Origin of the sequence: Peptoniphilus sp. (assembly GCF_034090345.1) — a bacterium.
Lineage (GTDB): Bacteria > Bacillota > Clostridia > Tissierellales > Peptoniphilaceae > Peptoniphilus.
In genome coordinates, this window is record NZ_JAXDSS010000078.1 from 1 (window position 1) to 12,043 (window position 12,043).

Sequence of the window (12,043 nt, forward strand, 5' to 3'; positions counted from 1 at the left end):
CAAATTTAGGATAAGTCCATACAAAGGGCTTATTTTAGTATGGATAAAAAGTTGATTTTTTTGATAATATAAAGCTGGCAGTTATAGTAAGTGGATTTACAGAAGAGGAGAAAATCGTTATGAAAAAGATTAATCCTAAAAGATATAAAAACGGAGACAACCTATGGTTAATTATAAGTTAGAGTATAATTAACCATAAGTTGAGAGAGATTATGTAGAAGAATATACGAAAACTATTTTATTTACATTAAGGAGGAGAACGTGTGCATAGAACTTTAAAAAATCAATTACAACTACGATTTTAATGTTATCGATAATTTTTACAAATTTATCTACGGTTTGCGCGAAAAATGCAAATCAGGAAATGAAAAATGATATTATTGAGGGTATCACGAGATATATAGATCCGAAATTGAATGATAATGTGTACCTTGTTGAAGAGTATTTTATAGATGGAAATTTTTATAAATTTACGCATAAAGTAGAAGATGGCTTCAATATAGTGGAAGTGAGCGGAACTGAAAATATGATTATTAAAGCTCTTATAAATTCTAATGAAAACCAATTTTCATCTTCAGCTAAAGTACATGACTCAAATGGAAATCTTATAGATACTACTTATTGGAGGTCAGTGACATAATGTTTAATAATTTTAATTTTCTTACTGACATAAGAACAATATATTATATGTTAATGCAATTTATATTGTTTATGTATCCACTAAAAACTTATGGGGATTATAAACTTGGTAAAACAAAATTTTACTATTGCATTATATCCGCAATAATTTTCTTTACATTTAATTACTTATTTCTATCTTATAAATACCAATAAATACTAAATTTTTTATAAATAATATTGTTATAGTTATTATATAAGTTTAAGCAAAGAGTAATAAGATTTTGATTAATTATTTAAAGAGTTCACTAAAATTTTTTATCAAGTATCTTGTATAAGAGATAGAATTTTAAAAATCTAAAAAATAAATTATTATAGATTAATTAAGGTACTTTCTGCAAAAAAACAATTTAATTTGTTACAGAAAGTACCTTAGTTAAGAATGTTAATATGAATTTATAGGTTTAAGTTATAGAGCAGTTTCTAGAAAAAATATTCAAACTAATTAAAATTAAATATTTTTTATTTGAACAATGCTATAAATTTTTGAGAAAATAATTTATAATTTTTTTAGCGAGCCTATAAGACCGCGCGCGAGACTTGAGCCGATTTGTCTTGTAACACTTCGCATAAATGAATTTAAAATTTGGTCTACTGGCGAAGAACTTTTTCTTGAGGTAGATTTATCATCTTTTTTTGGATGAGAGTCTTTCATTTTTTCTTCAAGCACTTCGTATGCAGATTCTCTATCAATTGTTTCACTATATTTTGAATAGAGCACGTCATTATCAACTAAATTTAAAACTTCCATAGAAGTTAGCGGAGTGAAACTTGAATGAGGGGGAAGTACCATAGCTTTTTCAACTATTTCAGGGCTTCCATCTTCATTTAAAAAAGAAATTAAAGCCTCACCTGTTTTTAAATTAGTGATTTCATCTTTTAAGTTTAAGTTTTCATTTTGTCTAAAAGTTTTTGATACGCTGTCTACAACTTTTAATTCAGATGGACTAAAAGCTCTCAATTGATGTAGCACTCTGTTTCCAAGTTGTGAACTTATCTTGTCTGGGATGTCGAGCGGATTTTGTGTCACAAAGAATACTCCAACTCCTTTTGAGCGTATAAGTCTTACAACCTGTTCGATTTTATCTTCTAAAACTTTAGGCAAGCTATCGAATAACAAGTGAGCTTCATCGAAAAAGAAGACTAATTTAGGCTTATCCGGGTTTCCGACCTCAGGTAGATTTTCAAAGAGCTCAGATAGCAAGTACAATAAAAACATAGAGTAGACTGTAGGATTATTTATAAGTTTTTCTGAATTTATTATGTTAACAAATCCATATCCTTTTGAGTCAGTTTGCAATAAATCTGATATTGAGATAGATGGCTCGCCAAAGAATATGTCCGCTCCATTATCTTCTAAAACGAAAAGACGGCGTTGAAGTGCGCTAATAGTTTGGGGAGCGATGTTTCCGTATTTTTCACTAAATTCTTTTGAATGAGTTTGAATTAATTTTAGAATGGATTTTAAATCTTTTATATCAAGTAGAAGAAGTCCATTCTCATCGGCAATTCTAAATGCAATGTTTAAAACTCCGGACTGAGTATCGTTTAAGTCCATTATTCTTGAGAGCAGTATAGGACCCATTTCGCTTATGGAAACTTTAAGAGGCAAACCTCTTTCTCCAAATACATCCCATAGACGAGTTGGGAATCCTGAAAATTCAAAATTTTCTAAATTTAGCTTTGAAAGTCTTTTAGAAATATTTTCGCTATTTTCGCCGACTTTTGAGATATTTGATAAATCCCCTTTTACATCTGCTAAGATTACCGGGATTCCTAGTTTTGAAAAGTTTTCAGCCATAACTTTTAAAGTGATTGTTTTACCTGTTCCGGTAGCTCCTGCAATTAAACCATGTTGGTTGAGTTTGTTTGATAACATTACACAGTCTTTTTCACCACGACCGATTAATATATTTTCCATATGCACCTCCGTTAACTTGATTATAGTTTTAAAAAATTTTTTAGTAAAGTAAATTTAGAATATAAAAAATGCTCCACGTGGAGCATTAATAAATTTATATGAGTATAACTTCTGTAAAACCATAGCTTTGTGCAATTTTTTGAAGTCTTATTTTTTCTTGTTCACTTATGCCTCGCAAATATAGATATTCATCTCTGACACCAAAAGGTCTGTATGATATAAGTTTATATCTTATAGATTTTTCTTTTAAATAAAGAGATAGAATTTTCCCTATTTCTCTTATGATTTTTTCATTGTCTACAGAATCGAGAAGAACTGTTCTAACTTCGTCAAGCTTTCCGATTTCGGCAAGATATTTTAAATTTTTAAAGACAATTTCGCCGTCTTGTCCGGTTATATCAACATGAGTTGAATCATTAAAAGCTTTTACATCGAGCATAAATCCATCTGTTTGAGAAATGAAATTTGAAAAGATGGGATTTGAAAAATCAAGGCCGCCGTTTGTATCTGCAAGACAGTTTAGATTTAATGTTTTAGCTTTTCTAAATAATTCTGCAATAAATTCATATCTTAAACTACATTCTCCACCGCTTGTAGTAATTCCTGTTATAAATGGAGAATATTTTTTTATTTCATTAAATAGTTCGTCGACTGTGTATTTGACAATTTTTGGAGAGGAGTTTCGAGGGCAAGCTTTAATACATGAATCGCAGTTCACGCATAGTTCTTTATTGTAAATGACTTTGCCGTTCTTTTTTTTAATAGCCCCGTATTCGCAGTGTGGAATGCATAGTCCGCAACTGTTACACATATTTATAGTTTCAGGGTTGTGGCAATATTTACAATTAAAATTACAGCCCTGAAAAAAGATTGAACATCTATTTCCAGGACCGTCGACCATACTAAGTGGTATTATTTTATTTACATCAGCTGTTAGCATGTTGTACCTTACGTTCTAAAACTCCATTTTGGAAAAGTGCATCTTGAGCATATTGAACTGTATCATAAGAAACTTGCTCACCATTTCTAAATTTTTCTGCATCGCTTTTCTTAACTAGATATCCGGTAACACGAATCAAGTCGGCATCTGCTCCGTAAGAAGAAATATATCTCATTCCAAGCCTAAATGCAGCTTTGAATATATCCAATACTGCAGCCGGATTTTTCTTTGCTGTTTCTTCAAATGGGAAGTGGTCACCAATTCCTGATGGGAAATATTTGTGGAACTTAGCTGCGTTTGCTATATGTTCATACATATCAGGTTCATGACCGATTTGTATTCTTGCGCCGGGAGTTGTTCCGATATCATTTGCAGCACCAACTTGTGCGTGAAGCATGAACTTGTGGTCCCAGATATTTGAGTATTCGCTCTTAAATGAATCGACTTTTGCTTGAACGGCATCCATTACACGAATTCCCATTTCATCAGCTAAATCTGAATTTCCAAGGGCAAGTGGTTCGCCCGAGAAAGAAGTAAGTTTTTCAACACATTCAAAAAGCCCGACAACTCCAAAAAGTCCGACGAAGTTTTCTTGTTTTACAAATCCTTCTTTAACTAGGAAGTTTGATTTGAAAAAAGAAGTTTCATTTACTAAAAATTTAATTTTAGATTCCATCAGAGAGAGCATTGTTTCTATTACATAAGGCAATCTATTTTCGAAGAAGTCTTTGACGGAAGTGGATTGTTCAGCGATTTTATTTAATCTAATTCTTGATAGAGTAAAAGCGCCGCCAACTTGAGGTAGTGCGTTGTAGCAAGATGCTATACCATATTGGTTTTTGCCAAAATCATTTTGGTAGTAACGATGGTTTGCAAAAGCCGGGTTTGCTGAATCTATAGAAGCTACAATAGCTTTTTCGGCAAATGCATCCGGGGTAATTCCTTCTTCGTAAAGTAGAGTTAAGTTAGGTGTTGCATTGTTCAAATCGGCAAGTTCATCTAATATTATATTTCCCACAGTCGTTTCTTTAGGACCTATATTTGCATGGCAAAAAGAGTCATCAATTGTTCTGTCTAATTGGATCAAAAATAATCTTATTTTTTTTCGTACATCATCTAAGTTGTCAGAGTCTTTTACAAAAGGCTCTAAAAGAGTATCTAAAGAACCGATGTAAACGGGAAATCTGGTTATAGATGGTACATGATGGTAGAAAATCAATAGATTGGTAAGTGCTTCGTCCAAAGTTTTTGCAGGTGCAAGTCTCAAGAACTTAGAACCTTCTTTAAGTAGTTTTTCATAGTCAGGCAAAATATATCTTGGTGCATAAGGTGCGTGTCCTTCATCTAAGTCGCAAATTTCTAATGTTTCATATAAATCATAAAAATCATTTCCATCTACAGGATACTCAAGAGAATTTTCTGCCAGTTTTGCAAGACGAGAAGTTTGCTGTTCGTAAGTAAGTGAAGTATCTTTTATAGTATTTAATACTTCTTTTCTAAAGCTTTCTATATCAAAAAATCTTTCCATAATTTCCTCCTTAAAACTTTACCGATGTTTGTGTAAATTATACAATATAAATTAGAAAGAATAATATGACAGATGTCAGAAAAGGGGAAGACTTTGGACAAATTTTTAGAATCTTTTAAAGATATAAAGAGGTTTGAATTCTCAGAAGGAGAAACAGTCTTAGAAGAGGGTTCAAAAATAAAAACTATAGATTTTTTGATAGAGGGAAATGTATACATAAGCAGAAATTTAAAAGATGGCAAAAGAGTTATAGCAAATAACTTAGAAACTCCTCAAATTTTATCGTTAATAGAAGTGCTAAATGGAGAAGATGAAGTTATGAGCGGAGTTTTTGCCCTTAATAAAGTTGCGGTACTTAAGGTTCCGAAAGATGAATTTTTAAATAGACTTAGTAGCGGTGAACTAAGAGAAGTAGCTTTAGCATATCTATCAAAGTTTTCATATAACATAATCAAAAACTCTATTGAATATGAGGAGTACGAGGTAGAGAAGGCGATTTTAAAATACTATTTAAAAATATCTGAAGGAAGTGAGTTGGGAATTATAAATTTAAAAAATGCATTTGTGGCTGATATGTTTAGGATAAGTGAGAGGACACTGTATAGATATTTAAACTCTTGGGAAGAAAATGGTCTAATTTATAGGGAAAAAAGAAGTATAATAATTGACGATACAAATAGAAAGAAAATTTTTGAGTTTTTAGAGAAATAAAATAAACCCGATAAAAAATCGGATTTATAAAAATTTACTTTTTAAGTTTTCCCAATATGATTCATTTTCAAAAGTCAACTTTTTAATAGTCTTATTAGACATTCTAAAGTTGATTTTTTTTAGGCCTTTAAAAGAATATTCTTGACCATCGACCAATATTAAATTAGATGATGAATATCTTTTTTCAGGGACTATAGAAACTATATAGCTTCCGGGAATTACTATAGAACTTGAAAGTGACCTATAAGCTACACTGTTGACAGGAGCTATAGGAGTTAACTCATATACATTTAAAGAAGGATGCAAAATTGCTCCTCCATTTGAAAAATTATAAGCCGTTGAACCTGATGGAGTGCTAACTAAAATTCCATCTCCTGAAAACTTTTCAAGATGATTACGGTTTACATAGGCATTTAAATGTATAATCTTTGAAGCTTGTGCCTTAACAACTATTTCATTAATAGCAGTTAAAATTATTGACTTGGTGCGAGTGAAAACTTCTGCGCCAATAAGCTTTACTTCTTCAATAGTATAGTTTCCATTTTTATATGCTTCGACAAATTCTTCTAAATTTTCAGGACTTATTTCTTGGAAAAATCCTAAGTGGCCTGTATTTACCCCGACAAGCGGAATAGTTGAAAAGCTGTTTTTATGCACAGCTTTTAGAAAAGAACCATCTCCGCCGACACATATAGTAAGCTCTGCACTTTGGTTAAATGTAGTCGTTGGAGTATATCCATTGTCTATTAGAATTTGTATAAGTCTCGATGTTGTCTTTCGAGAATCATAATTGGAGTTGGATATTATATTTATAATTTTATCGCTCACGTTATCCTCCAAATTAAAATATTAGTAATATGATATAATAAAAATGATAAAAATTAAAGTGAAAAGAGAATGCAATGAAAATAAATGACAGTTTAATTTACGTAGTAGAAGAGCCTACATCACAAAAGGAGTTTATGAGAGATAAGCTCTCAAGTAGATTTATAAAATCCAGCATAAAGTCTAACAATATTTTTAAAAATGATGTGCTATCTATTAGAGATACTAATTTGAAAAAAGGAGATGTAATAAGAGTAGACTTTCCGGATGAAAAGCCTAATGGAGAAGTTCAACACAAGGATTTAGATATAGTATATGAAGATAGAGATATTTTAGTTATAAACAAACCACCTAATATGGTAACTCACACCTCAAGAGGTGATATGTCAAATACTCTTCTAAATTATATACTTGGATATTTTGAACAGATAGGCTTAAAGAGAAAAGTTAGGTTTGTAAATAGATTGGACAGAGATACTTCAGGTCTTGTGATAGCTGCAAAAAATAGTTTTGCTCATGCGATTATTTCTGAGCAGTTCCAAAATGGAGTTGTAAAAGAATATTTGGCAATGGTAAAGGAAACACCGAAAGATATGATTATAGAAGCACCTATTGCGCGAGGAGAAGACGGGATATTAAGAGAAGTTAGAGAAGACGGCAAGTATTCTAAGACTTCTGTAAAATTATTAAAAAGTTTTGGAGAATATTCTCTTGTAAGACTAAGGCTCTATACTGGCAGAACTCATCAAATTAGAGTGCATATGAAACATATAGGTCACCCTCTTTTAGGGGATAGTTTATATTCTGAGGACACTACATTCGAAAGACAGGCCCTACATTCTTTTAAAGTTATTTTTAATTCTCCAAGAGAAGGACATATCGAGCTAACTGCTAAACTACCTGATGATATGAAACGACTTTTAATAAAATGATGAATTTTAAATACAATATAAGAATGGTGTTAAGTACTTAGTTATTCAAAAGTTGAATATTCTAACAAATTGAAAAAAATGACAAATTAATATATAATATAGGTACTCTACGGTGAGCGAATATTCTTCATTTAATTCAACCGACAAAAAAGATCCGGGAAACTGTAGTCTTAATGGATAACAAGCCTGCTTGACAGGAAGTTAGAAATTTAGGGCAGGTTACCCACCTAATGTTGGGGCGGGTCTGAATTAATGGAGACACGCCATTGTGGAGCATTTTTTTTGCCTAAAAATAACAATTAATTTAAAATAAATATTTTATAATTTTTCTATTTATGATTATTATAATATATTGAAGGGTATTATTAGTTTATCAGAGATAGACAAAAACTTGAGATTTAAATTAAGGAGAAGATATTATGAGTTTATTTGATTATTTGGAAGCTAAAAAAAGAGAAGCAAGAGTAAAAAGACAAATGAGAGATGCTGGGAAAATTGTAGCCGGTGCATCATTAGGAGCTCTTTTGGGATTACTTTTTGCTCCACAATCCGGAGAAAAGACAAGAAAAGATATAAGCGATAAAGCTCAAGAAACTAAGGACTATCTTGAAAGTGCTACAAGAGATGCTGCAGATAGTATTCAGTTCAAAGCATATCAAGCATCTGAGCAAGTTAAGAAAACTTATGAAGATTTAAAAGAAAGAGCTGAACAAAAGAAAGCTGAAATTAAAGATGATATAGAAATTGCTAGAGCTAAAGCTAAAGCGGTAGGTGAAGTAGTAAAAGAAGACATGAAAGACTTGAAAAAGGATGTAGATTCTACTGCGGAAACATTAAAAGAAGGTGCAGAAAACATCAAAGAAGAAGTTAAAGAAGGAGCATCTGAAGTGGCTGAAGATGCAAAAGAAGCATCCAAAGGAATAAAAAAAGAAGTAGAAAAAACAAAAAAGAAGATTGAAGACAACAAATAAGTAGGAGGCTGGGATGCAAGCGACTATAAATGTGCAAGATTTATTGATGATAGTGCTTTATTTAGCTGGTGCAGGAGTTCTAGTTTACCTGATTTTAGTCTTGAAGAATGTACTAGGTATAGTAAAGAAAATAAATTTAACAATAGAAAACAATCAAGAGATAATAGACGATACTTTGAGAAAAGTTCCAAAAATCACTGACAATGCCGTTGAAATTACATCTAATGTAAACCTAATAAGCGGAGAAGCTTCAGAACTTGTTGTGATAGCAAGACCGGAGGTTGAAAGATTAGTGGGTACAGTTGGATCGATTACAAATACTGTTGACGATATTTCGAGATCAGTAGACCGCACAACATTGAAACTTACAAATACAGTTTCAAATGTTTCTGACACAATTTCAGATACAGCTAAGACAATATCGTTGAATGCAAACAATGTGGTAGATTATTTCTATATTTTAAAAGAAGTAGTTGAAGCATTAAAAGATGTATTTCTAAGAAACTGATTATTGGGCGAAGTTCTTAAATAGAATTTCGCCTTTTTTAGTACAAAAATATTTGATATAAATAAAGCTATTACTTGTAAAATTACATATCTAGAACGTATACTATAAATAAAGTACAGCTAACTTTTAAAATAGGAACGAAGTGATTTTTATCATGAGGTATAAGAATGAAAAAATATGAGATTATTGCAAATCCAAAATCGGGAAATGAAACTGCGATTGATAAAATTGTGCAAATAATAGAAAATATGTCTGAAGATGGTTTTAAAATGGACTTGAGATTAACCGGTAAGTCCGGAGATGCTAAAGAATTTGCCAAAGAGGATGATGGAGAAGACGTTATAGTTTTAGTAGGAGGAGATGGTACTCTTAATGAAGTTGTAAATGGAATGATAGATTCCGGAAAAGAAATACCTCTGGCAATTTTAAGTGGCGGAACTGTAAACGACTTTGCAACAGCTATGCAAATACCTACAGAAGTTGAAGAGTTTTGTAACATGCTTAAAGCAGAAAAAATTAAGAATATTGATGTTGGAATGGCTGGAAATAGAAAGTTTATAAATGTAGCCGCCGGTGGTATGATGACTGATATAGCATACAGTGTTCCGGAAGAAAAAAAGACGATTTTTGGTAGAGCTGCTTATTATGTAGAGGCGCTCAAAGAGGTTGTGAAATTAGGGGATAAGAGAAATAAAACTTATTTTAAACTAAAAGTAGAAAGTGAAGAATACAGTGCAGAGGAAGATGTATTAGCTTTTGTATGTGCAAACTCAATCTCAGTAGGGGGATTTGAACTTGCCCCAAAAGCTACAGTAGATGATGGATATATTGACGTTATGATAGTAAAAGATTTGGATTTATCTGAACTTCCAATGCTAATTGGAAACTTTACTAAGGGTAAACACATAGAACATGAAAAAGTGATATATTTTCAAACTAAAGAGGTAAAACTATCTACAGATGCAGATGTAACTGTCGATGTAGACGGCGAAAAAGCACAAAAATTACCTCTTACATTTAATGTTTTAGAAAAAGCTATAAAATTAATAATAAAATAGGAGGAAGTTATGACATCTACAATAAAAGACGTTGCAAAAATGGCTGATGTATCAATTTCGACAGTATCAAGAGTAATAAACGATTCAAAACCGGTTAGCCCGGAGGCTAGAAGAAGAGTATTGCATGCGATAGAAGTATTGGATTATAGACCCAATGAAATTGCTCGAAGCCTAGTAACCAAAAAATCAAATGTCATTGGAGTAATAGTTGATGATATTGGCAGCTCTTATGTAAGTAAAGTACTAAGAGGTGTAGAAGAAGTTGGAAGAATGTATAACTATGATTTGTTGATTTCAAGTTCTTTTGGAGATTTAGAAGCTGAACTTAAATTTGTTAAGCTTTTAGCTCAAAAACAAGTTGAAGGGATAATTGTAATATCTACTGCCCTAAACCAAAAACTTACTTATAAATTAGAAGAATCAAGAATACCGTTTATAAATTTGAATAAATATTATGGTTCAAACGACCAACTCGAAGTTCAAATAAACTATGAAGAAATAAGCTATGAAATGGTAAAACTAATTGCTACTAACGGACATAAAAAAGTTGCGGCAATAGTAATACAAAAAGACATAGATAGAACACAAGAAAAGAAAAAATTAAAAGGATATGAAAGAGCGGTCAAAGAATTTGGATTAGAAGAAGAAGTAATCTATACAATGGGACTTGCTGAAAAAGATGTTTTAGAGGTTGGAAATAAAATAGAAAAAGCAGTTAAAAATGGATATACAGCATTTTTCTGTTCACAAGACGAAATAGCTATACACGCTATAAACTATTTAGTTGACAGTGGATACAAAGTTCCGGAAGATATTTCAGTTACAGGATTTGGAGGAACAGAAATATCTTCAATATATAGACCTAAATTGACAACGGTTCAACTTTCTTACTATGACATAGGAGCAGTAGCTATAAGAAGAATATTAAAATCAATTGAAAAGACAGATTCATCACAAGATGAAACTATAGTTTTACCAGTTCGCATAATTGAAAGAGATTCCATTAAAAATATAAAATAATGAAAGTATGTGTCAAAATAAAAGAAGAACTTTTAAAAAAAGGTATAGAACAGATATGTATAGAAAGTGGCTTTGAAATAGTAGAAACACTAACTGAAGATGCCATACTCATATCAGATAAAATTATAGAACATAAAAAGCAAGTTACAATATTGGAAGACTATAGAAAAGCATTCCTCTCAACTGCAAAAATTAAGTTGTGTAGAAATGTAACTGCTGAGGAGCTCATAAAAGCGATAAGAGAAGCTGATATAGATGGAAAATACCTTCAAAAGGCATTAGAGGACTCTTTTATAGAGTTTAACCAAACTAAGTTGGAAATGGGAAAGCTAAATGCAAGAGAGAATATCCTAATATCTAAAGTTATAGAAGGAATGAGCAATAGAGAGATAGGGAGAACTCTATATTTAAGCGAGAAAACTGTAAAAAATAACCTTACAGAGTTGTATAAAAAGTTGAATGTAAAAAATAGACAAGAAATTATAAAAAAATGTAAATTTTTATTGACAGAAAATAGATGAGATGGTAATATAATAAAAGTCAACTGAACAAGTTGAAAATAGCCGAAAACTTCATAAAAAAGAAATTAAAAAGTAAAAAAAGTTCTTGACAATGAAAAATAAGCTATTGTATAATATACAAGTTGCCTCGTGAGAGCAACACTCTTGAAAAAACTTTAAAAAGAATTAAAAAAAGTTCTTGACAAAGGAAACTGAAAGAGTTATACTAAATAAGCTGTCTCTTAAAAAGGGAGAGCAAAGAACAATGATAATTAAATAGTGTAGAAAAGAATAAACTATAAGCAAAGCAAAAAAAGCTTAGCGGAAAGTCAGTGAAAAAACTGAGTAGCTAAGATCAAATAAGATATTAAAATCGAGAGTTTGATCCTGGCTCAGGACGAACGCTGGCGGCGCGCCTAACACATGCAAGTCGAGCGATGAAGACATAACA

The 12,043-nt window shown here is 31.4% G+C and carries 12 protein-coding genes, 1 rRNA gene and 1 other RNA gene; 10 read left to right on the forward strand and 4 right to left on the reverse strand.

The window, feature by feature from the left end; all coding sequences use genetic code 11:
• The first annotated feature begins 304 nt into the window (after positions 1–304).
• Positions 305–640, forward strand: a complete 336-nt coding sequence (locus tag SOR77_RS07050) for a hypothetical protein (RefSeq protein WP_320636432.1) — start codon at positions 305–307, stop codon at positions 638–640.
• 537 nt (positions 641–1,177) lie between these two features.
• Here SOR77_RS07050 and SOR77_RS07055 read toward each other — a convergent pair.
• From SOR77_RS07055 to SOR77_RS07065, 3 genes are all read right to left on the reverse strand, one after another.
• A complete protein-coding gene (locus SOR77_RS07055; protein ID WP_320636433.1) occupies positions 1,178–2,599 on the reverse strand; it encodes a helicase HerA-like domain-containing protein in 1,422 nt (473 codons plus the stop codon).
• Positions 2,600–2,693: 94 nt separating this feature from the next.
• Positions 2,694–3,539, reverse strand: coding sequence for a YjjW family glycine radical enzyme activase (locus SOR77_RS07060; protein ID WP_320636434.1), 846 nt, complete (start codon positions 3,537–3,539; stop codon positions 2,694–2,696).
• On the reverse strand, positions 3,526–5,067 hold the full coding sequence (locus tag SOR77_RS07065) for a YjjI family glycine radical enzyme (protein WP_320636435.1): 1,542 nt from the start codon (positions 5,065–5,067) through the stop codon (positions 3,526–3,528). The genes SOR77_RS07060 and SOR77_RS07065 overlap by 14 nt, the downstream gene beginning before the upstream one ends.
• A 93-nt stretch (positions 5,068–5,160) precedes the next feature.
• On the opposite strand from SOR77_RS07065, the gene SOR77_RS07070 reads away from it, so the two are divergent.
• Positions 5,161–5,778 carry a Crp/Fnr family transcriptional regulator gene (locus tag SOR77_RS07070; protein ID WP_320636436.1) on the forward strand — a complete coding sequence of 206 codons (618 nt, stop codon included), beginning with the start codon at positions 5,161–5,163 and terminating at the stop codon, positions 5,776–5,778.
• A 24-nt stretch (positions 5,779–5,802) separates the two neighbouring features.
• On the opposite strand, the gene SOR77_RS07075 is transcribed toward SOR77_RS07070, so the two are convergent.
• Positions 5,803–6,606, reverse strand: coding sequence for an NAD(+)/NADH kinase (locus tag SOR77_RS07075; protein ID WP_320636437.1), 804 nt, complete (start codon positions 6,604–6,606; stop codon positions 5,803–5,805).
• A gap of 74 nt (positions 6,607–6,680) precedes the next feature.
• Between SOR77_RS07075 and SOR77_RS07080 the strand changes: the two genes are divergently transcribed.
• The 8 genes from SOR77_RS07080 to SOR77_RS07115 form a co-directional block, all read left to right on the forward strand.
• Positions 6,681–7,535 (forward strand): RluA family pseudouridine synthase, encoded by an 855-nt coding sequence (locus SOR77_RS07080; protein ID WP_320636438.1) that lies wholly within the window; start codon positions 6,681–6,683, stop codon positions 7,533–7,535.
• Between the two features lie 101 nt (positions 7,536–7,636).
• Positions 7,637–7,814: non-coding RNA, 6S RNA (gene ssrS / locus SOR77_RS07085), on the forward strand.
• Between the two features lie 140 nt (positions 7,815–7,954).
• On the forward strand, positions 7,955–8,506 hold the full coding sequence (locus SOR77_RS07090; protein WP_320636439.1) for a YtxH domain-containing protein: 552 nt from the start codon (positions 7,955–7,957) through the stop codon (positions 8,504–8,506).
• Between the two features lie 13 nt (positions 8,507–8,519).
• Positions 8,520–9,014, forward strand: coding sequence for a hypothetical protein (locus tag SOR77_RS07095; protein ID WP_320636440.1), 495 nt, complete (start codon positions 8,520–8,522; stop codon positions 9,012–9,014).
• Between the two features lie 167 nt (positions 9,015–9,181).
• On the forward strand, positions 9,182–10,072 hold the full coding sequence (locus SOR77_RS07100; RefSeq protein ID WP_320636441.1) for a diacylglycerol kinase family protein: 891 nt from the start codon (positions 9,182–9,184) through the stop codon (positions 10,070–10,072).
• A 9-nt stretch (positions 10,073–10,081) separates the two neighbouring features.
• Positions 10,082–11,092: a LacI family DNA-binding transcriptional regulator gene (locus tag SOR77_RS07105; RefSeq protein ID WP_320636442.1), complete on the forward strand. Its 1,011-nt coding sequence runs from the start codon at positions 10,082–10,084 to the stop codon at positions 11,090–11,092.
• Complete coding sequence (locus SOR77_RS07110) at positions 11,092–11,613, forward strand: LuxR C-terminal-related transcriptional regulator (RefSeq protein WP_320636443.1); 522 nt, start codon at positions 11,092–11,094, stop codon at positions 11,611–11,613. The genes SOR77_RS07105 and SOR77_RS07110 overlap by 1 nt, the downstream gene beginning before the upstream one ends.
• A gap of 348 nt (positions 11,614–11,961) precedes the next feature.
• Positions 11,962–12,043: ribosomal RNA gene (locus SOR77_RS07115) — 16S ribosomal RNA — on the forward strand; the annotation flags it as partial.

Coding starts and splice junctions, on each gene's coding strand:
- SOR77_RS07050 (WP_320636432.1), top strand. CDS start 305: ATGTTATCGATAATTTTTACAAATTTATCTACGGTTTGCGCGAAAAAT.
- SOR77_RS07105 (WP_320636442.1), top strand. CDS start 10,082: ATGACATCTACAATAAAAGACGTTGCAAAAATGGCTGATGTATCAATT.
- SOR77_RS07110 (WP_320636443.1), top strand. CDS start 11,092: ATGAAAGTATGTGTCAAAATAAAAGAAGAACTTTTAAAAAAAGGTATA.
- SOR77_RS07060 (WP_320636434.1), bottom strand. CDS start 3,539: ATGCTAACAGCTGATGTAAATAAAATAATACCACTTAGTATGGTCGAC.
- SOR77_RS07090 (WP_320636439.1), top strand. CDS start 7,955: ATGAGTTTATTTGATTATTTGGAAGCTAAAAAAAGAGAAGCAAGAGTA.
- SOR77_RS07065 (WP_320636435.1), bottom strand. CDS start 5,067: ATGGAAAGATTTTTTGATATAGAAAGCTTTAGAAAAGAAGTATTAAAT.
- SOR77_RS07095 (WP_320636440.1), top strand. CDS start 8,520: ATGCAAGCGACTATAAATGTGCAAGATTTATTGATGATAGTGCTTTAT.
- SOR77_RS07100 (WP_320636441.1), top strand. CDS start 9,182: ATGAAAAAATATGAGATTATTGCAAATCCAAAATCGGGAAATGAAACT.
- SOR77_RS07080 (WP_320636438.1), top strand. CDS start 6,681: ATGAAAATAAATGACAGTTTAATTTACGTAGTAGAAGAGCCTACATCA.
- SOR77_RS07055 (WP_320636433.1), bottom strand. CDS start 2,599: ATGGAAAATATATTAATCGGTCGTGGTGAAAAAGACTGTGTAATGTTA.